20 protein-coding genes are annotated in these 24,971 nt (G+C 71.8%); 16 read left to right on the forward strand and 4 right to left on the reverse strand.

Going from position 1 to position 24,971, the window contains the following annotated elements:
- Positions 1-284 precede the first annotated feature (284 nt).
- The 4 genes from OG276_RS27825 to OG276_RS27840 form a co-directional block, all read right to left on the reverse strand.
- The gene (locus OG276_RS27825; protein WP_266909428.1) at positions 285-2,708 is read right to left on the reverse strand and encodes a DUF3488 and transglutaminase-like domain-containing protein; all 2,424 of its coding nucleotides are present in this window, start codon (positions 2,706-2,708) and stop codon (positions 285-287) included.
- Positions 2,705-4,126 carry a DUF58 domain-containing protein gene (locus OG276_RS27830; RefSeq protein ID WP_266909429.1) on the reverse strand — a complete coding sequence of 474 codons (1,422 nt, stop codon included), beginning with the start codon at positions 4,124-4,126 and terminating at the stop codon, positions 2,705-2,707. Before OG276_RS27830 ends, OG276_RS27825 begins: the two co-directional genes overlap by 4 nt.
- On the reverse strand, positions 4,126-5,136 hold the full coding sequence (locus OG276_RS27835) for a MoxR family ATPase (RefSeq protein WP_266909430.1): 1,011 nt from the start codon (positions 5,134-5,136) through the stop codon (positions 4,126-4,128). Before OG276_RS27835 ends, OG276_RS27830 begins: the two co-directional genes overlap by 1 nt.
- 175 nt (positions 5,137-5,311) lie before the next feature.
- Positions 5,312-5,863: a carbonic anhydrase gene (locus OG276_RS27840; protein WP_266909431.1), complete on the reverse strand. Its 552-nt coding sequence runs from the start codon at positions 5,861-5,863 to the stop codon at positions 5,312-5,314.
- 311 nt (positions 5,864-6,174) lie between these two features.
- Here OG276_RS27840 and rsmH point away from each other — a divergent pair, with 311 nt between their 5' ends.
- The 16 genes from rsmH (at position 6,175) to OG276_RS27920 (ending at position 24,659) form a co-directional block, all read left to right on the forward strand.
- Positions 6,175-7,134 (forward strand): 16S rRNA (cytosine(1402)-N(4))-methyltransferase RsmH, encoded by a 960-nt coding sequence (gene rsmH, locus OG276_RS27845; RefSeq protein WP_266909432.1) that lies wholly within the window; start codon positions 6,175-6,177, stop codon positions 7,132-7,134.
- The gene (locus OG276_RS27850) at positions 7,131-7,652 is read left to right on the forward strand and encodes a hypothetical protein (protein ID WP_266909433.1); all 522 of its coding nucleotides are present in this window, start codon (positions 7,131-7,133) and stop codon (positions 7,650-7,652) included. Before rsmH ends, OG276_RS27850 begins: the two co-directional genes overlap by 4 nt.
- A gap of 351 nt (positions 7,653-8,003) precedes the next feature.
- Entirely contained in the window at positions 8,004-10,016 is a 2,013-nt protein-coding gene (locus tag OG276_RS27855) for a penicillin-binding protein 2 (RefSeq protein WP_266909434.1), read from the forward strand.
- Positions 10,017-10,062: 46 nt separating this feature from the next.
- Positions 10,063-11,763, forward strand: a complete 1,701-nt coding sequence (locus OG276_RS27860; RefSeq protein WP_266909435.1) for a UDP-N-acetylmuramoyl-L-alanyl-D-glutamate--2,6-diaminopimelate ligase — start codon at positions 10,063-10,065, stop codon at positions 11,761-11,763.
- A complete protein-coding gene (gene murF / locus OG276_RS27865; RefSeq protein ID WP_266909436.1) occupies positions 11,760-13,178 on the forward strand; it encodes a UDP-N-acetylmuramoyl-tripeptide--D-alanyl-D-alanine ligase in 1,419 nt (472 codons plus the stop codon). The genes OG276_RS27860 and murF overlap by 4 nt, the downstream gene beginning before the upstream one ends.
- Positions 13,175-14,245: a phospho-N-acetylmuramoyl-pentapeptide-transferase gene (mraY, locus tag OG276_RS27870; protein ID WP_266909437.1), complete on the forward strand. Its 1,071-nt coding sequence runs from the start codon at positions 13,175-13,177 to the stop codon at positions 14,243-14,245. The genes murF and mraY overlap by 4 nt, the downstream gene beginning before the upstream one ends.
- On the forward strand, positions 14,227-15,696 hold the full coding sequence (gene murD / locus OG276_RS27875; RefSeq protein WP_266909439.1) for a UDP-N-acetylmuramoyl-L-alanine--D-glutamate ligase: 1,470 nt from the start codon (positions 14,227-14,229) through the stop codon (positions 15,694-15,696). The genes mraY and murD overlap by 19 nt, the downstream gene beginning before the upstream one ends.
- 227 nt (positions 15,697-15,923) lie before the next feature.
- Positions 15,924-17,237, forward strand: coding sequence for a putative lipid II flippase FtsW (gene ftsW / locus OG276_RS27880; protein ID WP_266913164.1), 1,314 nt, complete (start codon positions 15,924-15,926; stop codon positions 17,235-17,237).
- Positions 17,238-17,243: 6 nt separating this feature from the next.
- Entirely contained in the window at positions 17,244-18,338 is a 1,095-nt protein-coding gene (murG, locus tag OG276_RS27885; RefSeq protein WP_266909440.1) for an undecaprenyldiphospho-muramoylpentapeptide beta-N-acetylglucosaminyltransferase, read from the forward strand.
- A 31-nt stretch (positions 18,339-18,369) separates the two neighbouring features.
- A complete protein-coding gene (locus OG276_RS27890; RefSeq protein ID WP_323182367.1) occupies positions 18,370-19,245 on the forward strand; it encodes an FtsQ-type POTRA domain-containing protein in 876 nt (291 codons plus the stop codon).
- A 280-nt stretch (positions 19,246-19,525) separates the two neighbouring features.
- Positions 19,526-20,725 carry a cell division protein FtsZ gene (ftsZ, locus tag OG276_RS27895; protein ID WP_243330151.1) on the forward strand — a complete coding sequence of 400 codons (1,200 nt, stop codon included), beginning with the start codon at positions 19,526-19,528 and terminating at the stop codon, positions 20,723-20,725.
- Complete coding sequence (gene pgeF / locus OG276_RS27900) at positions 20,722-21,453, forward strand: peptidoglycan editing factor PgeF (protein WP_266909441.1); 732 nt, start codon at positions 20,722-20,724, stop codon at positions 21,451-21,453. Before ftsZ ends, pgeF begins: the two co-directional genes overlap by 4 nt.
- Before the next feature lie 3 nt (positions 21,454-21,456).
- A complete protein-coding gene (locus OG276_RS27905; RefSeq protein ID WP_266909442.1) occupies positions 21,457-22,176 on the forward strand; it encodes a YggS family pyridoxal phosphate-dependent enzyme in 720 nt (239 codons plus the stop codon).
- 151 nt (positions 22,177-22,327) lie between these two features.
- A complete protein-coding gene (locus tag OG276_RS27910; protein WP_266909443.1) occupies positions 22,328-22,948 on the forward strand; it encodes a cell division protein SepF in 621 nt (206 codons plus the stop codon).
- Positions 22,949-23,008: 60 nt separating this feature from the next.
- The gene (locus OG276_RS27915; RefSeq protein ID WP_112450285.1) at positions 23,009-23,305 is read left to right on the forward strand and encodes a YggT family protein; all 297 of its coding nucleotides are present in this window, start codon (positions 23,009-23,011) and stop codon (positions 23,303-23,305) included.
- An 82-nt stretch (positions 23,306-23,387) separates the two neighbouring features.
- A complete protein-coding gene (locus OG276_RS27920; protein ID WP_266909444.1) occupies positions 23,388-24,659 on the forward strand; it encodes a DivIVA domain-containing protein in 1,272 nt (423 codons plus the stop codon).
- Positions 24,660-24,971: the final 312 nt, after the last annotated feature.

Genomic DNA, 24,971 nt, shown 5'->3' on the forward strand with positions numbered 1-24,971 from the left:
TAGGCGCGGAAATGAGTATCTGCGCGGATGGGCGCGGCTTGCCGGCAGGCCAGACTGGGGGTCACGGACAGGGACCCGGCTCGCACCGCCGACACGGGGCGGCAGGTGCGGACCGGGTCTCTCTGGCCGACGGGGTGGGAACACGGCCGAGGCCGGGGCTCGGGGGGATCGAGCCCCGGCCTCGGCCTTTTCCCGTCCCGGGTACGAAGCCCGACCCCGGCTGCGGGTGTACCGCTGCGCGGGGCGGGTAGGGGACAGCCCCGCAGGGCCGCCGCCACCCGCCGTCAGCCGCGCCCGCGCAGCGGGATCCGGGTGCGCAGCCGGGCCGCGGCCGAGGCCGCGCGGTCGGTCAGCGCCGCCCACCGGGCCGAGGCGGCCCAGCGCACGCGAGCCGCCGACCGGGGGAGGAACAGCGCCCGCAGCCGGGCCGTACGGGAGAGCACCGCGAGGAGCCCCGACCGGGCCAGCCCCACGTCCTTGGCCAGCTCCCCGTAAGGGGGCTCCGCGCCCGGCGGTGCGTACAGTTCCCGCTCCACCGCACCCGCGACCCGGCGTACGGCATCGGCCGCCTCCGCGTCCAGCCGGCCCAGGGACACCACCCGGTCCGCAGCCCCCCGGGGCGACAGCGCCCCGTCCGGGACGATCCCGACATCCCACGCCGCGTCGCCCAGCTCCCGCCAGGCGGCCAGGACCTGTCCCGAGCCGAGCCGCCGCGCCCGCAGCCGTCCGCGCCACAGGACCGGCAGGAGCGGCAGGGCGAGCAGCAGGATGCAGGCGGCCGTCCAGGCCAGGACCGTGCCCGCCGAGGAGCCGTCGGCCCCCGCGCCCGTGTTCCGCTGCGCCGCGGCCGGACCGCACTCGCCCAGCTTCTTCTGGTCCGCGGGGCAGTCGTCCGCCGTCGAGGGCCCGGCCGAAGGCTGCGCCGCACTCGTGGACGGGGCCACCGTCGGAGCGCTCGGCCCGGTGTCCGGGGTGGCGGGCCGGCTGTAGTCCGGCACCGTGATGCCCGACCGGGGCGTCGGCTCGAAGCGGGTCCAGCCCACGCCCTCGAAGTACAGCTCCGGCCAGGCGTGCGCGTCCCGCATCGAGACGTTGACGACGCCGTCGGACTGCTTCACCCCGGGCGTGAACCCGACCGCGACCCGCGCCGGGATGCCGAGGGTGCGCGCCATCGAGGCCATCGAGAAGGCGAAGTGGACGCAGAAGCCCTCCTTGTCGGCGAGGAACTTGGCGATGGCCTGAGAACCCGTACCCGAGGACACCTTCGTGTCGTAGCGGAACCCGCCGCTCACCGCGAAGTAGTCCTGGAGCTTGACCGCCGCCGAGTAGTCGTCCTTCGTGCCGCGCGTCACCTCGCGGGCCGTCTTGACGACGATCTCCGGCAGGTTGTCCGGCACTTTCGTGTACTCGGTCGCGATCTCGGGGTTCGCCGCCGGCGCCCTGCGCAGCTGCTCGGCCGTCGGATTCAGCAGCAGGCTGCGCACCGAGTACTGCACGCCCTGGGCGTTCTGGAACTTGTCCTTGCCCAGCTGGTCCCCGACGAGCGTCCGCCCGGCGGGCTCGAAGCGCCACTTCCCGGCGATGTCCACGCCCGTCGCCGGATACGGCATCGGCAGGTAGCGCTGCGCGTACGTCTGCGCCGAGGAGATGAAGGTCTGCACCTCGGTCGCGCCGTCCAGCACGCGCTCGCTCACCCCGGGCGGGTTCGGCATCCGCTTCGGGACGTCCGTCAGGGCCCGCCCCGAGGCCTCCCACTTGATGCCGTTGAACTCGTCCAGCGCCAGGATCCGCAGGTACTGCTCGCTGAGCTGCGGGCTGTCCGTGCGGTACCGCAGCACCACCCGGTTGTCCTGGGTGTTCAGACTGCTCTGCAGGGAGACCAGCGGGTTGACCGCCTGGATCGAGGGGCCGAGGCCGTTGCCCTCGCCCTCGCCCGCGCCGCCGCCCGGGCCCAGCACTCCGCTGCCCAGCGAGGGCAGCACCGCCGGCACCGCCAGCGCCAGACCCAGCGCGACCGCGCCGATCCGGCGCCCGGTGCGGACCGGGGCGAGCGCCTGTCCGCCGCCCGAGTAACCGGCCGCCACCTTGCTGCGCGGGGCCGAGCCGAAGACCCGCCCCCACTGCGCGAGCCGGTCGCGGCCCTCGGAGAGCAGCAGCAGGAGGTAGCCGGTACCGGCCAGCAGGAAGGAGACCCAGGAGGCGCCGGAGCCGGTGGCCGCGCCCGACAGGCCCGCCGCCACCGAGTACAGCGCGAGCAGCGGCAGCCCGGCCGCGGCGGCCGTGCGTACGGTCACCGCCAGCAGGTCCACCAGTAGCCCGATCAGCAGCACCCCGGACACCAGCAGCAGCCGGATCCCGTCCGTCAGCGGCGCCGGCATCGAGAACTCGTTCACGTCCTGCACGCCCTGGCGCAGCAGCGCGCCGAAGTCCGTCACGAGATAGCCCAGCAGCCCGTCGCCGGCGGCGGACTGGCCCTTCCCGCCGAACAGCAGCATCAGCGCCAGCAGCGATACGAACACCTGCGCCGCCACGGTCAGCGTCCGGGCCAGCGGCACCCGCCGCGCACCCGCGCCCACCGCGCTCTGCAGCGCCAGCAGCAGCGCCGCCTGCGGCAGCCAGCCGCCCGATTCCACCAGCGGGTTCAGCGACCAGGCGGTGAACAGCGTCGCCAGAGCCGCGAAGACCGTCAGTCTCGCCCGCCCGCTCATCCCCAGCCCCCCGCCGAACCCGAACCGCCCGCCGTGCCGATCGGCGCGTTGCCCGCCTGTCGCCACAGCTCCCCGAAGGCCACACCGGGCGGGGCGGCCAGAGCCGTCCAGCCCGCGTCGCGCAGCCCGCCCAGGCGCTCCTCCAGCGGAGGCACTCCCCCCGACATCACTGACAGCACCGAAGCCAGCCCCTGCGGACGCCCGGACCAGTCCGCGGAGTCCAGTACGAAGGCCACGGCGCCGCCTCCGCGGCGGCACATCTTGGCCGCCAGTCCCGTCTGTACGTCGTCCAGGTCTCCGAAGAAGGCGATGAGGAGCCCGTCCCCGCCCGCTCCGCCGAGGCCGCTGCCGGCGCCGTTGCTCCGTACCGCGTCGCAGGCCCGCGAAAGGCCCGCGCCGTCGGAGTGGCCGATCACCGCGAGGGTGTCCATCAGCAGCCCCGCCGCCTCCGCGGACTCCTGCCCGCCGGAGGTGAAGCCGCCGCCCTCGCGGGGCACGCAGTCCCCGGTGTCGGTCAGCAGTCGCACCGAGAAGCCCTGCTCCAGCAGGTGCACGAGGGTCGACGCGGCGGCGGAGACGGCCCATTCGAAGGCCGAGTCGGGGCCGGCGCCCTCGTAGGCGAGGCGCCGGGTGTCCAGTACGACGGTGGCCCGGCTGCGCTGCGGCTGCTCCTCGCGGCGCACCATCAGCTCGCCGTAGCGGGCCGTGGAGCGCCAGTGCACGCGGCGCAGGTCGTCGCCGCGCCGGTAGCCGCGCGGGATCACGTCGTCCTCGCCCGCCAGGGCCAGCGAGCGGCGGCTGCCGTCGCCGTAGCCGGAGGACTCGCCGGTGAAGCGGACCAGGGGCAGTGCCTCGGTGCGCGGGATGACGGTGAGGGTGTCGTAGGCGGAGAAGGAGCGGGTCAGCTCGACCAGCCCGAAGGGGTCGGTGAGGCGCAGCTGGAGCGGGCCCAGCGGGTAGCGGCCGCGCAGATCGGAGCGGACCCGGTACGAGACCTCGCGGCGGCCGCCCGGCTCCACCCGGTCCAGGACGAAGCGCGGCCGGGGCCCCAGTACGTACGGCACCCGGTCCTGGAGCATCAGCAGCCCGGTCGGCATCCGGGAGGTGTTGTCGAGCCGCAGCTGCACCCGGGCCTCGGAGCCGGCGGGCACCCGCATCGGGGTCAGCCGGCGGGTGCCGGAGACCCGGTGGCGGGTGCGGTGCAGGGCCAGGACGCAGAGCAGCGGCAGCACGGCGAGCAGTAGCCCGACCCGGAGCAGCTCGGACTGCCCGAGGACGTACGCGCACAGCCCGGCGGCGATCCCGGCGGCAAGGAAGGACCGGCCGCGGGTGGTCAGCCCGGACAGCGACGCGCGCAGCCCGCCACCATCCTGCGGACCCCGGCCGCCGCCCGCGCCGTGCGGGGCGCCGGCGCTCATCAGAAGCCCCGGATGCCCGCGCCGGGCGGGATCTCGCCGCGCGAGGGCGCGGCCGGTACGGGGGTGCGCTGGAGGATGTCGGTGACGACCTGCTCGGCGGTGCGCCGGCTCAGCTGGGCCTGCGCGGTGGGCAGCAGCCGGTGCGCGAGCACCGGTCCGGCCAGGGCCTGGACGTCGTCGGGCAGGACGTAGTCCCGGCCGGCCAGCGCGGCGGAGGCCTTCACGGCCCGCAGCAGGTGCAGGGTGGCGCGGGGCGAGGCGCCCAGGCGCAGGTCCGGGTGGCTGCGGGTGGCGGAGACCAGGTCGACGACGTAGCGCCGGACGGGCGCGGCCACGTACACCTCGCGGACGGCTTCGATGAGCTTGCCGATGTCGTGGGCGTGCGCGACCGCCGTCAGATCGTCGAGCGGGGAGAGCCCGCCGTGCACGTCGAGCATCCGGAGCTCGGCCTCGGGGCTGGGGTAGCCCACCGAAACCCGGGCCATGAAGCGGTCGCGCTGGGCCTCGGGGAGGGGGTAGGTGCCCTCCATCTCCACCGGGTTCTGGGTGGCGACCACCATGAAGGGGCTCGGCAGCGTGTAGGTGGTGCCGTCGATGGTGACCTGGCGCTCCTCCATCGACTCCAGCAGCGCGGACTGGGTCTTGGGGGAGGCGCGGTTGATCTCGTCGCCGATGACGATCTGGGCGAAGATCGCACCCGGCTTGAACTCGAACTCCCGGCGCTGCTGGTCGTAGATGCTGACGCCGGTGATGTCCGAGGGCAGCAGGTCCGGAGTGAACTGGATCCGCTGGACCGAGCAGTCGATGGACTTGGCGAGCGCCTTGGCCAGCATCGTCTTGCCGACGCCGGGAACGTCCTCGATCAGCAGGTGGCCCTCGGCGAGCAGGACGGTCAGCGCGAGGCGAACCACTTCCGGCTTGCCCTCGATCACGCTTTCGATCGACTCCCGCACCTGCTGCGCCGTGCTGGTCAGATCCGCGAGGCTCGCTCGGTCGTCATACGTGGTCACCTGGTTCTCCTCGACCCTTTCCCAGGGCCGGCGCCCCATGGCGCATGACCGGCCCACCCCGAAACACCTCAGAAACCGCGAGCAATCAAACAACGTCGAAACGCGATCACCGGCCCGGAAGTGTTTCCGGGCGACGTCTCCCCGCATTCTTGACGGCCCTTGGCCCTGGTGTCACTCAAGAGGTGGGATCGATCTCCCGCAGGAGCCCGGTGTGCACGTCGAAGACGAAGCCTCGCACATCGTCCTTGTGGGGCAGGAAGGGGTTCGTGCGAACCCGCTGCATGGACTGGCGGACGTCCTGGTCCACGTCACGGAAGGCCTCCACCGCCCAGGCGGGGCGCTGGCCGACCTCGTCCTCCAGCTCGTGCCGGAAGTCCTCGGTCAGGCTTTCGAGACCGCATCCGGTGTGGTGGATGAGTATCACCGTGCGGGTGCCGAGCGCCCGCTGGCTGATGGTGAGGGAGCGGATGGTGTCGTCGGTGACCACCCCGCCGGCGTTGCGGATCGTGTGGCAGTCGCCCAGCTCCAGGCCGAGGGCGGCGTGCAGGTCGAGGCGGGCGTCCATACAGGCCACGACGGCCACCTGGAGGACCGGACGGGCGTCCATGCCGGGGTCGGCGAACTTCGCGGCGTAGGCGCGGTTCGAGTCGACCAGGCGGTCGGTGACGGTGAGCTCCTCGGCAGCCTTGGGTGCGGAGGCGGCAGGCAGGGGTACGGAAGTCGTCATGGATACGACGTTAATGGTCACAGGGCGTGTGAGCATCGAGTGAGGGTGGACAAAGAAGGTCACCAAGTCCTGTTGTGAGCTAACCCACAGGGGTGAGGCGCACGCGGCCGTCCGGGTGATTCGCGGCATTTGCCGCTTCGGTCGCAGCGGGGCGCACGGCGCGCGGGGCGGTTCGTTGACCGCGGCGACCGTTGCACTAAAGTGACGCGAACCGGCCGGAGCCCGGCCCTGACCGGCCGCCCGGCCCTTTGGTAAGACTCCGCGTGCGCGGCGCGGCGTATGCCTGCCGCGCCGTTATCTGAGAGGGCGCTTTGACTAGCGAGTCCCGACACGTCCCGGTGATGCTCCAGCGGTGCCTGGACCTGTTGGCCCCGGCACTGGAGAGGCCCGGGGCCGTCGTCGTCGACTGCACCCTCGGCCTCGGCGGCCACAGCGAGGCCCTGCTCACCCGGTTCCCCGAGGCCCACCTGATCGGCCTCGACCGCGACAAGGAAGCCCTGCGCCTCTCCGGGGAGCGCCTGGCGCCCTTCGGCGACCGGGTCACCCTCGTCCACGCCATCTACGCCGACCTCGCCGAGGTACTGGACGGCCTGCGCATCCCCACCGTGCAGGGCATCCTCTTCGACCTCGGAGTCTCCTCCATGCAGCTGGACGAGGCCGACCGCGGCTTCGCCTACGCCCAGGACGCCCCGCTCGACATGCGGATGGACCAGACGACGGGCATCAGCGCGGCCGAGGTCCTCAACACCTACGCCCCCGGCGAGCTGGTCCGGATCCTGCGCCAGTACGGCGAGGAGAAGCAGGCCAAGCGGATCGTGTCCGCGGTGGTGCGCGAGCGGGACAAGAACCCCTTCACCAACAGCGCCCGCCTCGTCGAACTGATCCGCGACTCCCTGCCGCAGGCCGCGAAGCGGACCGGAGGCAACCCGGCCAAGCGCACCTTCCAGGCGCTGCGCATCGAGGTCAACGGCGAGCTGTCCGGGCTGGAGCAGGCCATCCCCGCGGCCGTGGACCGGATCGCGGTCGGCGGCCGGATCGTGGTGCTCTCCTACCAGTCGCTGGAGGACCGCCTCGTCAAGCAGGTCTTCGCCGCCGGCGCGACCTCGACGGCCCCGCCCGGGCTGCCGGTCGTACCGGAGAAGTACCAGCCGAAGCTGAAGCTGCTGACGCGCGGTGCGGAGCTGCCCACGGAGGAGGAGATCGCGGAGAACCGGCGTGCGGCGCCGGCCCGCTGCCGCGGGGTGGAGCGCATCCGGGAGGCGCGGCTGTGAAACGCCTGGGGCGGGTGCTGGGGGGACCGGTCGCCGGACAGGCGGCGCGGACCCCGTTCGTCCTGCTGGTCGTGGCGCTGCTCGGCGGCGGGCTGATCAGCCTGCTGCTGCTGAACTCGGCGCTGAACCAGGGCTCCTTCCAGCTGAGCAAGCTGAAGAAGGAGACCACCGTGCTCACGGACGAGGAGCAGGCGCTGCAGCGGGACGTGGACGGCTATTCGGCGCCCGACGCGTTGCAGCGGCGGGCGCACGAGCTGGGGCTGGTGCCCGGCGGCAGCCCGGTCTTCATCGGTCCCGACGGCAAGGTCGCCGGGACCGCGTCGCCGGCCGCCGAGCCGCCGCCCCCCTCGCCGCCGGCGTCCGCGCCGCCCCTCTCGGCGTCCCCGGCCGCAGCCGTGCCGAGCCCGGCCGGCTCCCCGGCTCCGGCCTCCCCGGCTCCCTCGGGAGCGGCCGCTCCCGCCCCCTCCACCGCGCCGTCGGGCGGCGCCCCCCAGCCCTCCCAGACCCCTGGACGGTGACGTCGTGACGCGTACCCCTGCGGGGCCGGTCCCCTACCCGCCCTTCCACCGTTCCCCGGGCCTGCCCGGACCGGGTCCTCAAGCGCCGGACGGGCTGGGGGTGTCCCGGGAGCTCCGCCCCGGACCCGTTGCCGCGTGCGGCGCCGTTCCCGGGGGCCAGCTCCCGGACCCCCGTTCCTCAAGCGCCGGAGGGGCTGGATGTACCGGCCCCGCCGCGTTCGCGTGTGGGCCGAGGCCGGCCGAGATCCAGCCCCTCCGGCGTTTGAGGAGCGGGGTCCGGGGCGGAGCCCCAGGGGCTCCGGCGCAGGCCGGCTTCGCGCACGCCCACGTCCACGCCCACGGGAGCGCCGCATGAGCCCGCAGGAGCCGCCGCGCCGGCGGGTGCCGGGGCCCGGGCGCCCCCGGCCCGCCGGGGACCGGGCGCGGGCCACGGCCCGGCCGGGCGGGGCAAGGCCCGCCCCCCGCCGCCCCGCCCCCGCGAGGAAACCGCACACGATCCGGCTCGGCGCCCCCAAGCCCCGCCTGCGGCTGGTCAGCGTCGGGCTGACGCTGGTGATGCTGGCGTTCGCCGTACGCCTGCTCCAGGTGCAGGCCGTCGACGCGTCCGCGTACTCCGCCAAGGCCTCGGAGAACCGCTTCGCCAGCTACACCCTGGCCGCCGAGCGCGGGGAGATCACCGACCGCAAGGGCGTCGCGCTGGCCACCAGCGTGGACGCGTACGACATCACCGCGGACCCGCACATGTTCACCGTGCAGGAGAGCAAGGCCCCCGACGCCCCCGAGCAGGCGGCCGCCCTCCTCGCGCCGATCCTCGGCAAGGACGCCAAGGAGCTCACCCAGCGGCTGAAGACGAAGAACACCCGTTACGTCGTCCTCGCCCGCCGCCAGACCCCCCAGGTCTGGAACCAGATCAAGGACCTCAAGAAGGTCTTCGCCGAGAAGGCGACCGCGGACAAGAAGAACAACGGCCCCGGCGCCAACGTCCTGGCCGGGGTGTTCAACGAGAACAGCAGCAAGCGCGTGTACCCGAACGGCGACCTCGCCGCCGGGATACTGGGTTACGTCAACGCCGAGGGCAAGGGCGGCGGCGGCCTGGAGTCCTCCCTCGACAAGAAGCTGGCCGGCAAGGACGGCGAGCTCACGTACGCCCAGTCGGGCGGCCGCCGCGTGCCGACCGCCGGGTCCAGCGAGAAGCCCGCCGTGCCCGGCGAGGACATCGAACTGACCATCGACCGCGACATCCAGTGGGCCGCGCAGAGCGCCATCACCGAGCAGGTCGCCAAGTCGGAGGCCGACCGCGGGTACGTCATCGTCCAGGACACCCGCACCGGCGAGGTCCTCGCCATGGCCAACGCCCCCGGCTTCGACCCCAACGACCTGTCCAAGGCCAGCTCCGCCGCCATGGGCAACGCAGCGCTCCAGGACGTGTACGAGCCCGGCTCCACCGCCAAGGTGATGTCGATGGCCGCCGTACTGGAGGAGAAGAAGGCCAGGCCCGACACCCACGTCGAGGTCCCCAACCGGCTGCACCGCGGCGACCGGCTCTTCAAGGACGACATCGACCACCCGACCTGGTACCTGACCCTCAACGGGGTCCTGGCCAAGTCCTCCAACATCGGCACGATCCTGGCCACCGGCCAGCTCGGTCCGACGCAGTCCGAGTCCAACAAGGTCCTGTTCTCGTACCTGGACAAGTTCGGCATCGGCCGGCCCACCGGCCTGAACTACCCCGGCGAGTCCCGCGGCATCCTCGCCCCGCCTGGGAAGTGGTCCACTTCCCAGCAGTACACGATCCCCTTCGGCCAGGGCCTGTCCCTCAACGCCATGCAGGCGGCCTCCGTGTACTCCACGATCGCCAACGACGGGGTCCGCATCGCCCCGACCCTGGTGCGCGGCACCAGGGGCCCCGACGGCCGCTTCACCCCGGCCCCGGCGCCCGCGAAGAACCAGGTGGTCAGCAAGGAGACCGCCAAGACCCTCGCGGAAATGCTGGAGTCGGTGGTCGACGACCAGGAGGGCACCGGCACCAAGGCCCGCATTCCCGGCTACCGGGTCGGCGGCAAGACCGGCACCTCCAACCGGGTGGATCCGGCCACCGGCCGCTACAAGGGCTACACCGCCTCGTTCGCGGGCTTCGCACCTGCGGACAACCCCCGCATCACCGTGTACTGCGCCATCCAGAACCCCACCAAGGGCAGTTACTTCGGTGGCCAGATCTGCGGGCCCATCTACAAGAAGGTCATGGAGTTCGCCCTCAAAACCCTCCAGGTCGCTCCCACCGGAACCGCCCCCGCCGGACTCCCGGTCACCTACGAACCCGGCGCGCAGCCCGGCCCCCAGCCGAGCCCGCAGCCGGGTCAGTGACCGCCGTCCCGGCCGGCCCGCCCCAGAAAAGCGTGAGGCACCATCAGTGACAACGATCACCCCCGAATCCGGGAACCACGCGTCCGTCGCCCCCGAGGCCGGGCCCTCGCTTCGCGAGCGGCCCGCCGGGCCCGGTACGCTCACCGCCGTGCCCCACGCTGATCAGCCCAGAACCACCCAGAACGACGCACCGGCAGCGCCGCCGGGAGCGCCACGGCCCCTGTCCGTCCGCCCGACCCCCCTCGGCGAGCTGGCGGAACTGCTGGGAGTGGAAGTCCCCGGCGCGCAGACGCGGATCACCGGCATCACGCACGATTCCCGTGCCGTGCGCCCCGGAGACCTGTACGCGGCCCTGCCGGGCGCCAAGCTGCACGGCGCGGACTTCGCCGCGCAGGCGGCCGCCCTCGGCGCCGCCGCCGTGCTGACCGATCCGGCCGGCGCGGAGCGCGCCGCGGCCACCGGACTCCCGGTCCTCGCCGTCGCCGAACCGCGCGGCCGGATGGGAGAACTGGCCGCCGCGGTCTACGGAAGGCCGGGCGAGGCCCTGCTCCAGATCGGCATCACCGGCACCTCCGGCAAGACCACCACGGCGTACCTCGTCGAGGGCGGACTGCGCGGCGGCGGACGCAAGACGGGGCTCATCGGCACCGTCGAGATGCGCGTCGGCGACGAGCGCATCAAGTCCGAGCGCACCACCCCCGAGGCCACCGACCTGCAGGCGCTCTTCGCGGTCATGCGCGAACGCGGCGTCGAGGCGGTCGCCATGGAGGTCTCCAGCCACGCCCTGGTGCTCGGCCGGGTCGACGGCTGCGTCTTCGACGTGGCCGTCTTCAACAACCTGAGCCCGGAGCACATGGAGTTCCACTCCGACATGGAGGACTACTTCCAGGCCAAAGCGCAGCTCTTCACCGAGCGCCGCGCCCGCCTCGGCGTGGTCAACATCGACGACGAGTACGGCCGCCGCCTGGCCAAGGAGTCGCCGATCCCGGTCGTGACCTTCTCCGCCGCGGGCGACCCGGCCGCCGACTGGCGCGCCGAGGACGTGGTCTCGCGCCACATGGACTCGACCCTGACCCTGGTGGGTCCCGCGGGCGAGCGGGTCACGGCCACCGCCCCGCTGCCCGGCCCGTTCAACGTGGCCAACACCGTCGCCGCGGTCGTCACGCTCGCCGCCGCCGGCCTCGACCCGCAGACCGCCGCCGACGGCGTCGCCGCGGTCCCCGGGGTGCCCGGACGGCTGGAGCGCGTCGACGCGGGACAGCCGTACCTGGCCGTCGTGGACTACGCGCACAAGACGGACGCCGTCGAATCGGTCCTGCGGGCCCTGCGCGAGGTCACCACCGGCAAGCTGCACGTGGTCATCGGCTGCGGCGGCGACCGCGACACCACCAAGCGGGCCCCGATGGGCGCGGCGGCCGCCCGGTTCGCCGACACCGCCGTACTGACCTCCGACAACCCGCGCTCCGAGGACCCCCTCGTGATCCTCGCCGCGATGTTCCGCGGCGCCGTGTCCGTGCCGCCCGCCGAGCGGGGCACCGTCCTCGTCGACGCCGACCGGGCGGCGGCCATCGCCGCCGTCGTCGCGCGCGCCGAGGCGGGAGACACCGTGCTGGTGGCCGGCAAGGGCCACGAGCAGGGCCAGGACACCGCGGGCGTCGTACGCCCCTTCGACGACCGCGCGGTCCTGCGCGCGGCCATCGAGACCCAAGCACGCCAGCGTCCCCGACAGGCCGAGGTCAACCAGTGATCGCCCTTTCCCTCGCCGAGATCGCCGACATCACCGGCGGGCAGCCCCACGACATACCGGATCCGTCCGTCATGGTCACCGGCCCCGTGGTCTACGACTCCCGCGAGGTCGAGGCCGGCAGCCTGTTCGCCGCCTTCGTCGGCGAGCGGGTGGACGGCCACGACTATGCCGAACGCGCCCTGGCCGCCGGAGCGGTGGCCGTTCTCGCCACCCGGCCCGTCGGAGTCCCGGCCATCGTCGTCCCCGACGTGGTGGCCGCCCTCGGCGCGCTCGCCCGAGCCGTCGTCGAACGCCTGGGCACCGACGTCGTGGCCCTCACCGGCTCCGCCGGCAAGACCTCCACCAAGGACCTGATCGCCCAGGTCCTGCAGCACCACGCGCCGACCGTGTGGACCCCGGGGAACCTCAACAACGAGATCGGCCTGCCGATCACGACGCTGAGGGTCACCGAGGACACGCAGCACCTGGTCCTGGAGATGGGCGCCCGCGGCATCGGCCACATCGCCTACCTCACCGGCCTGACGCCCCCGCGCATCGGCCTGGTCCTCAACGTAGGCACCGCGCACATCGGAGAGTTCGGCGGCCGGGAGCAGATCGCGCAGGCCAAGGGCGAGCTCGTCGAGGCCCTGCCGTCCGAGGCGGAGGGCGGCATCGCCGTCCTCAACGCCGATGACCTGCTGGTTCGTGCCATGGCCGGGCGCACGAAGGCCCGTACGGTGCTGTTCGGCGAGGCCGAGGACGCGGACATCAGGGCCACCGAAGTCCGGATGACGGACCGGGGGCAGCCTTCCTTCACATTGCGAACACCGACCGGGTGCAGCGACGTGACCTTGCGGCTGTACGGTGAGCACCACGTGTCGAACGCGCTCGCCGCGGCCGCCGTCGCCCACGTACTGGGCATGTCGGCCGAGGAGATCGCCATCGCGCTCTCCGGGGCGGGCAGCCTGTCCCGGTGGCGGATGGAGGTCACCGAGCGGGCGGACGGCGTGACGATCGTCAACGACGCCTACAACGCAAACCCCGAGTCCATGCGGGCCGCACTGCGCGCACTCGCCGCGATGGGCGGTGCCGGCAAGGCGAACGGGGGCCGCACGTGGGCGGTGCTCGGCCCGATGGCCGAGCTCGGAGACGACGCGCTCGCCGAGCACGACGCGGTCGGACGGCTTGTCGTCCGGCTCAACGTGAGCAAGCTGGTCGCGGTCGGGGGCAGGGAAGCCTCCTGGCTGCAACTGGGTGCATATAACGAGGGTTCGTGGGGTGAGGAGTCGGTGCTCGTGTCCGACGCGCAGGCGGCGGTCGACCTGTTGCGCAGTGAACTGCGCCCGGGAGACGTCGTGCTGGTGAAGGCTTCCAGGTCAGCCGGTCTGGAGCGGGTGGCCCAGGCCCTGCTCGACGGCGAGGTCGCCGGCCGATGAGGCAGATCCTGTTCTCCGGAGTCATCGGACTCTTCCTCACCCTCATCGGCACTCCGTTGCTGATCAAGGGTCTGGCCCGCAAGGGCTACGGCCAGTTCATCCGGGACGACGGGCCGCGCGGTCACGCCGGGAAGAAGGGCACGCCCACCATGGGCGGCATCTCCTTCATCCTGGCCACACTGATCGCGTACGCCCTCACCAAGGTGATCACCGGAAGCCAGCCGACCTTCTCGGGCCTCCTCGTCCTCATGCTGATGGCGGGCATGGGCGTGGTGGGCTTCCTCGACGACTACATCAAGATCGTCAAGCAGCGTTCGCTCGGTCTGCGCGCCAAGGCCAAGATGGCCGGCCAGCTGATCGTCGGCATCGCCTTCGCGGTGCTCGCGCTGCAGTTCAAGGACGCGCGCGGGCTCGCTCCGGCCTCCACCAAGCTGTCGTTCGTCACGGACTTCGGCTGGGCGATCGGACCGGTGCTGTTCGTGGTCTGGGCGCTGTTCATGATCCTGGCGATGTCCAACGGCGTGAACCTGACCGACGGTCTCGACGGCCTGGCCACCGGCGCCGCCGTGATGGTCTTCGGCGCGTACACCTTCATCGGCGTCTGGCAGTACCAGGAGTCCTGCGCCAACGCGCAGACCCTGACCAACCCGGCCGCCTGTTTCGAGGTACGGGACCCACTGGACCTCGCGGTCGTCGCGGCGGCCCTGATGGGCGCCTGCTTCGGCTTCCTGTGGTGGAACACCTCGCCCGCCAAGATCTTCATGGGCGACACCGGTTCGCTGGCCCTCGGCGGCGCGCTCGCCGGCCTCGCGATCTGCTCCCGCACGGAGTTCCTGATGGCGCTCCTCGGCGGCCTCTTCGTCCTGATCACCATGTCGGTCGTCATCCAGGTCGGCTCCTTCAAGCTGACCGGCAAGCGCGTCTTCCGGATGGCACCGCTGCAGCACCACTTCGAACTCAAGGGGTGGTCCGAAGTCCTGGTCGTCGTCCGGTTCTGGATCATCCAGGGCATGTGCGTGATCGTGGGCCTCGGAGTCTTCTACGCGGGATGGGCAGCCGACAAGTGACCGCCTGGCACGGCAAGAACATCACCGTCGCCGGCCTCGGCGTGAGCGGCATCAGTGCCGCCCGCGCCCTGGCCGGCCTCGGCGCGGTCGTCACCGTCGTGGACGGCGGCGACAGCGAGGGCCACCGTGCGCGGGCCGCGGAACTGGACGCGGCGGGCATCTCCGTACGCCTCGCGGACGCGCAGACCCTGCCCGCGGGCACCGACCTCGTGGTCACCTCGCCCGGCTGGAAGCCCGACAGCCCGCTGTTCGCGGCAGCCGCCGCGGCCGGCGTGGACGTGGTCGGCGACGTCGAGATCGCGTGGCTGCTGCGCGAGGTCGCCGAGGACCAGCGCGCCGCCCGGTCCGGTGAGCCCCGCAGGGAACCGGCCCCCTGGCTGGCGATCACCGGAACCAACGGCAAGACCACCACCACCCAGATGCTCGCCTCGATCCTCAAGGCGGCCGGGCTGCGCACCGCGGCCGTCGGCAACATCGGCACCCCGATCATCGACGTGGTGCTCGGCGAGGAGCAGTACGACGTACTCGCCGTCGAGCTCTCCAGCTACCAGCTGCACTGGGCGCCCTCGGTGCGCCCCCACTCCGCGGCCGTCCTGAACCTGGCCCCGGACCACCTCGACTGGCACGGCTCCATGGAGGCGTACGCCGCCGACAAGGGCCGGATCTACGAGGGCAACACGGTCGCCTGCGTCTACAACGCCGCGGACAAGGCCACCGAGGACCTGGTCGTGGAGGCGGACGTCGAAGAGGGCTGCCGGGCCATCGGCTTCACCCTCGGCGCCCCCGGACCCTCCATGTTCGGCGTCGTCGACGGCATCCTCGTCGACCGCGCCTTCGTGGAGAACCGGCAGAAGAACGCCCAGGAACTCGCCGAGGTCGCGGACGTCAACCCGCCGGCCCCGCACAACATCGCCAACGCCCTCGCCGCCGCGGCCCTGGCCCGCGCCTTCGGCGTGGAGCCGCGCGCCGTCCGCGACGGACTGCGCGACTTCCGGCCGGACGCCCACCGGGTCAGCCACGTGGACGAGGTGGGCGGGGTCACCTACGTGAACGACTCCAAGGCCACCAACACCCACGCCGCGGAAGCCTCCCTGGCGGCCTTCGAGCCGGTCGTCTGGATCGCCGGCGGCCTCGCCAAGGGTGCGACCTTCGACGAGCTCGTACAGAAGGCGGCCAAGCGCCTGCGGGGCGTCGTACTGATCGGCGCGGACCGGGCTCTGATCGCCGAGGCACTGGCGCGACACGCCCCGGAGGTCCCTGTCGTGGACCTCGAACGGACCGACACTGGGGCGATGCTCGCGGCGGTCCGGGAAGCGGCCCGGCTCGCGGAGCCCGGCGACACGGTTCTGCTGGCACCTGCCTGTGCCTCGATGGACATGTTCGCGAACTACGGCAAGCGTGGGGACGCGTTCGCCGACGCGGTGCGCGAACTGGCCTCCGAGCGGGCCTAGGAACGACCCCTGGGGTCCGGCTCGACCCAGGGGCGGGTTCCCTCCGGCCGGCCGGCTGCTCGCCCCGTACGAGTTGGAGGGGAAGATCACAGATGCCGGCCAAGCAAGTGCTGCCGGGGCGGCGGCCGTCCGACGACAGGACCGCCAAGGCTGCCCAGACTGCTAAAGAGGGCAAGGGCACCAAGGGAGCCAGACCCGGCGCACCCAGAGCGCCCAGGGCCGGCCGGATGCTGGGCCGGGGGAGCGCCGCGGCACGTCCGAGGCGGCCCGCCGGGGGCGGACCGCTGACCCGGCTGCGGCGCACGCAGCGGCAGTTGCGCCGGGCCTGGGACCGGCCCCTCACGGCGTATTACCTGATCTTCGGCAGCTCGCTGCTCATCACCGTGCTCGGCCTGGTGATGGTCTACTCGGCCTCCATGATCAAGGCGCTCCAGCTCGGCCTGGGTGACGCCTACTTCTTCAAGAAGCAGTTCCTGGCGGCCGCGATCGGCACCGGACTGCTGCTGCTCGCCTCCCGGATGCCCGTCAAACTCCACCGGGCACTGTCCTACCCGGTGCTCACCGGCACGCTCTTCCTGATGGTCCTGGTCCAGGTGCCCGGGATAGGAGTGTCGATCAACGGCAACCAGAATTGGATCTCCCTTGGTGGTCCGTTCATGCTCCAGCCCAGTGAGTTCGGCAAACTGGCACTGATCCTCTGGGGCGCCGACCTGCTGGCACGCAAGGGCGAGAAGGACCTGCTGAGCCAGTGGAAGCACCTGCTGGTGCCGCTGGTCCCGGTCACCTTCCTGCTGCTCGGGCTCATCATGCTGGGCGGGGACATGGGCACCGCGATGATCCTCGGAGCCATCCTGTTCGGCCTGTTGTGGCTGGCCGGGGCGCCGACGCGGATGTTCGCCGGGGTGCTGGCCTTCGTGGGCGTGCTCGTCGCCCTGCTCATCAAGACCAGCCCGCACCGCATGGACCGGCTCCAGTGCATCGGAGTGACCGAGCTGCCCGAAAACGGGCTGTGCTGGCAGGCGGTCCACGGAATCTACGCCCTCGCGTCGGGCGGATGGTTCGGTTCCGGGCTGGGTGCCAGTGTGGAAAAATGGGGGCAACTGCCAGAGGCCCACACCGACTTCATCTTCGCCATCACCGGTGAGGAACTGGGGCTGGCGGGGACGCTGTCGGTGCTCGCCCTGTTCGCGGCCCTAGGCTATGCGGGTATCCGCGTGGCCGGACGCACGGAGGACCCCTTCGTACGGTTTGCCGCGGGAGGCGTGACCACCTGGATCACGGCGCAAGCCGTGATCAACATCGGTGCGGTGCTCGGTCTGCTGCCGATCGCCGGGGTCCCGCTCCCGCTGTTCTCCTACGGTGGGTCAGCCTTGCTGCCGACCATGTTCGCGGTCGGACTGCTCATCGCCTTCGCGCGTGAGGAGCCGGCGGCACGGGCGGCGCTCGCGATGCGGAGGCCCAAGAACGGCCGGCCGCGGACCGGGCAGAGATGGAAGTCGATGAGACGGCGCGTCAAGAAGCGTCCGTCCGGAGAGCGGTGAATTTCGGTGCATGTCGTACTCGCCGGTGGGGGGACCGCCGGCCACATCGAGCCGGCGCTGGCCCTCGCGGATGCCCTGCGCAGGCAGGACCCTTCCGTGGGCATCACCGCCCTCGGCACCGAACGCGGACTCGAAACCCGCCTGGTGCCCGAGCGCGGCTACGAGCTGGGACTGATCCCGGCCGTTCCGTTGCCCCGTAGGCCCACACCCGAGCTGATCACCGTCCCAGGACGGCTGCGCGGCACCATCAAGGCCGCGGAGGAGATCCTCATCCGCACCAAGGCCGACTGCGTCGTCGGCTTCGGCGGCTACGTGGCCCTGCCCGGCTACCTCGCGGCCAAGCGCCTCGGGGTGCCGATCATCGTCCACGAGGCCAACGCCCGGCCCGGACTGGCCAACAAGATCGGCTCCCGGTACGCGTTCGCCGTCGCGGTCTCCACCCCCGACAGCAAGCTGCGCGGTGCCCGCTACGTGGGCATCCCGCTGCGCCGCTCCATCTCCACCCTCGACCGGGCACTGGTCCGCCCGGAGGCGCGCGCCGCCTTCGGCCTGGACCCGAACCTGCCGACGCTGCTGGTCTCCGGCGGCTCGCAGGGCGCCCGGCGCCTCAACGAGGTGATCGAGCAGGTCGCGCCGACCCTCCAGCGCTCCGGGGTCCAGATCCTGCACGCGGTCGGCCCGAAGAACGAACTGCCGCGTGTCGACAACATGCCCGGGATGCCGCCGTATGTGCCGGTACCGTACGTGGACCGGATGGATCTCGCGTACGCCGCCGCCGACATGATGCTCTGCCGCGCGGGCGCGATGACCGTCGCCGAACTGTCCGCCGTCGGGCTGCCCGCCGCCTACGTCCCGCTGCCCATTGGCAACGGCGAACAGCGGCTCAACGCCCAGCCGGTGGTCAAGGCCGGCGGCGGCCTGCTCGTGGACGACGCGGAACTGACGCCCCAGTGGGTGCTCAGCCAGGTCCTCCCGGTCCTCGCCGACCCGCACCGCCTGTACGAGATGTCCCGCGCCGCCGCCGAGTTCGGCCGCCGGGACGCCGACGACCTGCTCGTCGGCATGGTGTACGAGGCGATCGCAGCCAACAGAGCCCGCTGACGCGGGAAGCACCGACGCAGGAGGCACAGGAGTGGCCGGAGCGAGCACCGCGCAGCGTGGCGGCCCCGGAGCCGCCGGGGAGGGCTCCGGCCCGCTCAGGCGGCCGGGGGCGCCCAAGCCCCCCAAGTCGTCGAAGCCGCCCAAGGGATCGGGCCCCGGGGGATCCCGCGGTCCGCGCCCCGGCGGACGGCTCCCGGGAGGGCTGCGCCGGGGACCCCTCGTGGTCGCCGGCCTGGTCCTCGCCCTGCTCCTGGCCGCCGGCTGCACCTGGATCCTCTACGGCTCCTCCTGGCTCCGGGTCGAGAAGGTCACCGCCGCCGGCACCGAGGTCCTGACCCGGGACCAGGTACTGGCGGCGGCGGCCGTTCCCGTCGGCGCACCCCTGGTGTCCGTGGACACCGACGAGATCGAGGCCCGGATCCGCGGCCGCCTGTCGCGCATCGATTCGGTCGATGTGGTGCGGGCCTGGCCGCACGGAATCGGGTTGAAGGTGACGGAACGCAAGCCCGTTCTGCTCATCAAGAAGAACGCGCAGTTCGTGGAAGTGGACGCTTCCGGTGTGCGATTCGACACGGTCGGACAAGCACCGACAGGTGTTCCGCTCCTCGAACTGAGCTCGAAGCAGTCTCCGAGCGGCCGCCGATTCGACGAGGAACGGCTGCTGCACGAGGCCGTCGCCATCGCCGGCGTCCTCCCGGAATCCGTCCGCAAGGAGACCGTGCAGGTCAAGGTCCGGTCCTACGACTCGGTGGTACTGGAGTTGACCGGCGGCCGGACGGTGGTCTGGGGGAGCGGCGAACAGGGCGCGGCGAAGGGTCGCGCGCTGACAGCGCTCCTGAAGGCCTCGCCCAAGGCTGACCGATTCGACGTGAGCGTCCCCACCGCCCCGGCGGTGTCCGGTAGTTGACGTCCGGTCGAACAGCGTCGCACCCTGGTTGGCCACCGATACGGGTGATCACATAGGGTGAAAAGAAAAACGGGAGGTTCGGCGTGTTCGTTGAACACGCGCTACTTGTCGACTTAGTGTCCTGTTCGGAAGAGTCCAAGGAACAGACACACTCATAACCCTAAACTTCAGGGTTAGGGTTCGGGTCGGCGTGTACGGACCGTCCCAATTTCGGCATCAGTCGTCGCACCGCAGGCCCGCGAGGCGAACGACACGTAACTCGAGGCGAGAGGCCTTCGACGTGGCAGCACCGCAGAACTACCTCGCAGTCATCAAGGTCATCGGTGTCGGCGGCGGTGGTGTCAATGCCATCAACCGAATGATCGAGGTCGGTCTCAAGGGCGTCGAGTTCATCGCCATCAACACAGACGCCCAGGCGCTGTTGATGAGCGACGCCGACGTCAAGCTCGACGTCGGTCGCGAACTCACCCGGGGTCTTGGCGCCGGCGCCAACCCGGATGTCGGCCGCAAGGCGGCAGAGGACCACCGCGAGGAGATCGAGGAGGTCCTCAAGGGGGCCGACATGGTCTTCGTCACCGCCGGTGAAGGCGGCGGCACCGGAACCGGCGGCGCACCTGTCGTCGCCAACATCGCGCGCTCGCTGGGCGCCCTGACGATCGGTGTGGTCACCCGGCCGTTCACCTTCGAGGGCCGGCGCCGCGCGAACCAGGCCGAGGACGGCATCGCCCAGCTCCGCGAGCAGGTCGACACCCTCATCGTCATCCCCAACGACCGACTGCTGTCCATCTCGGACCGCCAGGTCAGCGTGCTGGACGCCTTCAAGTCGGCGGACCAGGTCCTGCTGTCCGGCGTCCAGGGCATCACCGACCTCATCACGACCCCGGGTCTGATCAACCTCGACTTCGCGGACGTCAAGTCCGTGATGTCCGAGGCGGGCTCGGCCCTGATGGGCATCGGCTCGGCCCGCGGCGACGACCGCGCGGTGGCCGCAGCCGAGATGGCGATCTCCTCGCCGCTGCTGGAAGCGTCCATCGATGGCGCCCGTGGCGTGCTGCTCTCCATCTCCGGTGGCTCGGACCTCGGTCTCTTCGAGATCAACGAGGCCGCGCAGCTGGTGAGCGAGGCGGCGCACCCCGAGGCGAACATCATCTTCGGAGCCGTCATCGACGACGCGCTCGGCGACGAGGTACGGGTCACCGTCATCGCGGCCGGGTTCGACGGCGGACAGCCCCCGGCCCGCCGCGACAACGTCATCGGCGCGGCCTCCACCAAGCGCGAGGAGCCGGCCCCGGCTCCGGTCCGTGCCGCCGAGCCGGCCCGCCCGGCCTTCGGCGGACTCGGCTCGGTCACCCCGCGCGAGGAGCCGGTCCGCAGCGAGCCGGTCCCGGTCGCCGAGGCTCCGGCCCCGCAGGTCCCGACGGCCCGGCCGTACCAGGACAGCCCGGCCGAAGAACTGGACGTTCCGGACTTCTTGAAGTGACCCTGGAGCAGTACAGCGCGAGCGGCGCCCACTTCGCCTTCACCGACCGGTGGGGCGGGGTGAGCGCCGTTCCGTACGAGGAGCTCAATCTCGGCGGCGCGGTCGGAGACGACCCGGCCGCCGTTCGCGCGAACCGGGCCGCCGCGGCGAAGGCGCTGGGCATCGCGCCGGACCGGGTGGTCTGGATGAACCAGGTGCACGGCCGCGAGGTGGCGGTGGTCGACGGCCCGTGGGGCCCGGACCAGCAGATCCCCGCGGTGGACGCGGTGGTGACCGCCCGTCGGGGGCTTCCCCTCGCGGTCCTCACAGCCGACTGCACGCCCGTCCTGCTGGCCGACCCCGTCGCCGGCATCGCGGGAGCCGCCCATGCCGGGCGGCCCGGGCTGGTCGCCGGAGTCGTGGGCGCCGCCGTCGAGGCGATGGTCTCGCTCGGGGCCGACCCCGCGCGCATGGTGGCCCGTACCGGACCGGCGGTGTGCGGGCGCTGCTACGAGGTTCCCGCCGAGATGCGGGAAGCGGTCGCCGAGGTGGTGCCGGCCGCGTACGCCGAGACCAGCTGGGGGACACCGGCCGTCGACGTGGTCGCCGGGGTGCACGCGCAGCTCGCGCAAGCGGGGGTGGCCGACCTCGGGCGGTCGCCGGTCTGCACACTGGAGTCGCGGGACCACTTCTCGTACCGCCGCGACCGGATGACCGGGCGGCTTGCCGGATATGTCTGGTTGGACTGAAGAATGACGGATCGTAAGTCCGAGCTCGCCGAGAACCTCGCGCGGGTGGAGGGGCGGATCGGGGCCGCCTGCGCGGCCGCCGGGCGCAAGCGGGAAGAGGTGACCCTCATCGTGGTCACCAAGACCTACCCGTCGAGCGACGTACGACTGCTGGCGGACCTGGGTGTCCGTCACGTGGCGGAAAACCGGGACCAGGACGCGGCCCCCAAGGCCGAGGCCTGTGCGGATCTGCCGCTCACCTGGCACTTCGTCGGCCAGTTGCAGACGAACAAAGTCCGTTCCGTGGCGGGATACGCGCATCTCGTGCAGTCCGTCGACCGCCCCAAGCTCGTGGCAGCCCTCTCGGCGGCCGCGGAGGGCGCCGGACGGGAACTGGGCTGCCTGGTGCAGATCGCCCTCGACGCCGAGTCGGGCGAACGGGGGGCCCGCGGTGGCGCGGCGCCCGAGCAGCTCGCCGAGTTGGCGGACCTCGTGGCGGCGGCCCCGGGGCTGCGCATCGACGGCCTCATGACGGTCGCTCCGCTGGCCGGGCGCTACGCGGGACGCGAACAAGCGGCCTTCGAGCGGCTGGTGGAATTGTCATCCCGCCTGCGCGCGGACCATCCGGCTGCCACGATGGTGTCGGCCGGGATGAGCGCAGACCTGGAACAGGCCGTTGCGGCCGGTGCGACACATGTACGCGTCGGCACTGCGGTACTCGGCGCGAGACCCCGGCTCGGGTAACGTCGCGAAGAAAGTCGGACCACAGCAGAAAATATGGTCATTTCCGCTGATGAGCGGACAGGCCACGTGGATCGCGGGCAGTTGGTGACATTCGTGACACGGCGATACACCTGCGACAGGGCGATCCACCACAGAGCGGAGGACTCAGAGAATGGCCGGCGCGATGCGCAAGATGGCGGTCTACCTCGGCCTCGTGGAGGACGACCGGTACGACAACCCGGGGTACGACCCCGACGACGAGTTCGAACCCGAGCCGGAGCCGGAGCGATCGCGCGAGCGGGATCGCCGGCAGCAGCCCGTTTCGCATCAAACGCCCGTATCGGACGAACCGGTACGAGTTGCCCAGCCTCCGGCACCAAGAGAACCCATCTCAATGCCGGTTGAAAACGGACGTCCTGCGCGAATCGCCCCCGTGGCGTCCATCACACCCGAACGCTCGAATCTGGAGAAGAACGCCCCCGTGATCATGCCCAAGGTCGTCTCCGAGCGGGAGCCGTACCGCATCACGACGCTGCACCCCCGGACCTACAACGAGGCCCGTACCATCGGGGAACACTTCCGTGAGGGCACTCCGGTGATCATGAATCTCACGGAGATGGATGACACGGACGCCAAGCGTCTGGTCGACTTCGCCGCAGGTCTCGTCTTCGGTCTGCACGGCAGCATTGAACGCGTGACACAGAAGGTGTTCCTGCTGTCTCCTGCTAACGTCGATGTCACGGCGGAGGACAAGGCCCGCATCGCGGAGGGCGGGTTCTTCAACCAAAGCTAGACCGATCCGTCAGATACGGGACCGGGTACAGGGCGGAAGCAGGGGAGAGGGAAGCGCGGGATGGGCGTAGCACTGCAAGTGGTTTACATCGCGCTGATGTGCTTCCTCATCGTGCTGATCTTCCGACTGGTCATGGACTACGTGTTCCAGTTCGCACGTTCATGGACACCCGGCAAGGCGATGGTGGTCGTTCTGGAGGCCACCTACACTGTCACCGATCCACCGCTCAAGCTTCTTCGGCGGCTCATCCCGCCGTTGCGTCTCGGGGGCGTGGCACTCGACCTGTCCTTCTTCGTTCTGATGATCATCGTTTACATCCTCATCAGTTTCGTGAGCACCGCTGCGAGAAGCGTGTGAACGATGAGCTTCCCCGCAGGCGCGGGGACAGTCCCGATACGGTCCTGCCGACTGCCGACGACTACGTAGAGGTGAAGAAGACATGCCGCTGACTCCCGAGGACGTGCGGAACAAGCAGTTCACGACCGTCCGCCTGCGAGAAGGCTATGACGAGGACGAGGTCGACGCCTTCCTCGACGAGGTCGAGTCCGAACTGACGCGCCTGCTGCGCGAGAACGAGGACCTGCGCGCCAAGCTGGCGGCCGCCACGCGTGCCGCCGCGCAGAACCAGCAGCAGGGCATGCGCAAGCCGGACCCCCAGGACGGTGGAGGCCAGCGTGGCCCCGGAGCCCCCGTGCCCGCGGCCATATCCGGCCCCCCGCAGCAGCAGCCCCAGATGGGTCCGCCGCAGCTTCCGGGTGGCCCGCCTCAGCTTCCGGCCGGCCCCGGTGGGCACGGCCAGCAGGGTCCCGGCCCGATGGGCAACCCCATGCAGCAGCACACCATGGGTGGGCAGCAGCAGATGGGCCAGCAGGGCATGGGTCAGCAGGGCATGGGCCAGCAGGGCATGGGCCAGCAGGGTCCCGGCCTGATGGGCGGCCCGATGCAGGCACAGCAGCAGCAGTCCATGGGTGGCCAGAACCCGCTCGGCCAGCAGATGGGCCAGCCGATGGGGCAGCAGATGCAGCCCATGGGCCAGCAGATGCAGCCGATGGGCCAGCAGATGCACCAGCAGCCGCAGCAGCTTCCGCAGCAGGGTCCCGGTGGCGACAGCGCCGCCCGCGTCCTGTCGCTCGCGCAGCAGACCGCCGACCAGGCGATCGCGGAGGCCCGCTCCGAGGCCAACAAGATCGTCGGCGAGGCCCGGTCGCGCGCCGAGGGCCTGGAGCGGGACGCCCGCGCCAAGGCCGACGCGCTGGAGCGGGACGCACAGGAGAAGCACCGCGTCGCGATGGGCTCCCTGGAGTCCGCCCGCGCCACGCTGGAGCGCAAGGTCGAGGACCTGCGGGGCTTCGAGCGTGAGTACCGCACCCGCCTGAAGTCCTACCTGGAGTCGCAGCTGCGCCAGCTGGAGACGCAGGCCGACGACTCGCTGGCTCCGCCGCGGAACCCCGCCGGTCCCGCGCTGCCGCCGTCGCCGACCCCGTCGATGGCTCCGGCCGGTGCGATGCACTCCATGGGTGGCCCGTCGATGGGTGGCCCGTCGCCGATGGGCGGTCCGTCCCCGATGGCCCCCTCCTACGGTGGCGGCCAGCAGCAGATGTCCCCGGCCATGACGCAGCCGATGGCTCCGGTGCGGCCGGCTGCTCCGCAGCCGATGCAGCAGGCGCCGTCTCCCATGCGGGGCTTCCTGATCGACGAGGACGACAACTAAGCGGCATCATCCGTCGGCAGACGGTACGGGCCGGGCCCGGTTCCCCTTCGGGGGCACCGGGCCCGGCCCGTTTCCGTACCCGGACGGTGCGAGGCCCCCGCGGGCCGGGCGCACGCCGCTGCGCGGGGCGGAAGTCCCCTACCCGCCCTTCCACCGTTCCCAGGGTCGGCCCTGACCCGCGCCTCAAACGCCGGACGGGCTGAAAGCAGGGGGCCCGGGCTGCGCCCGGACCCCCTGGGGCTCCGCCCCAGACCCCGCGCCTCAAACGCCGGCGGGGCTGGATGTGGCCAGCGTTTGAGGCGCGGGTCCGGG

The sequence above is a fragment of the Streptomyces sp. NBC_00086 genome, assembly GCF_026343255.1.
Classification (GTDB): domain Bacteria; phylum Actinomycetota; class Actinomycetes; order Streptomycetales; family Streptomycetaceae; genus Streptomyces.

Excerpts from the sequence above, each read along its gene's own strand:
- OG276_RS27915 (WP_112450285.1), top strand. The coding sequence starts at position 23,009 with ATGGGCGTAGCACTGCAAGTGGTTTACATCGCGCTGATGTGCTTCCTC.
- OG276_RS27855 (WP_266909434.1), top strand. The coding sequence starts at position 8,004 with ATGAGCCCGCAGGAGCCGCCGCGCCGGCGGGTGCCGGGGCCCGGGCGC.
- OG276_RS27825 (WP_266909428.1), bottom strand. The coding sequence starts at position 2,708 with ATGAGCGGGCGGGCGAGACTGACGGTCTTCGCGGCTCTGGCGACGCTG.
- OG276_RS27905 (WP_266909442.1), top strand. The coding sequence starts at position 21,457 with ATGACGGATCGTAAGTCCGAGCTCGCCGAGAACCTCGCGCGGGTGGAG.
- OG276_RS27910 (WP_266909443.1), top strand. The coding sequence starts at position 22,328 with ATGGCCGGCGCGATGCGCAAGATGGCGGTCTACCTCGGCCTCGTGGAG.
- ftsW (WP_266913164.1), top strand. The coding sequence starts at position 15,924 with ATGCTGGGCCGGGGGAGCGCCGCGGCACGTCCGAGGCGGCCCGCCGGG.
- OG276_RS27920 (WP_266909444.1), top strand. The coding sequence starts at position 23,388 with ATGCCGCTGACTCCCGAGGACGTGCGGAACAAGCAGTTCACGACCGTC.
- OG276_RS27840 (WP_266909431.1), bottom strand. The coding sequence starts at position 5,863 with ATGACGACTTCCGTACCCCTGCCTGCCGCCTCCGCACCCAAGGCTGCC.
- mraY (WP_266909437.1), top strand. The coding sequence starts at position 13,175 with ATGAGGCAGATCCTGTTCTCCGGAGTCATCGGACTCTTCCTCACCCTC.
- OG276_RS27830 (WP_266909429.1), bottom strand. The coding sequence starts at position 4,126 with ATGAGCGCCGGCGCCCCGCACGGCGCGGGCGGCGGCCGGGGTCCGCAG.
- murD (WP_266909439.1), top strand. The coding sequence starts at position 14,227 with ATGGGCAGCCGACAAGTGACCGCCTGGCACGGCAAGAACATCACCGTC.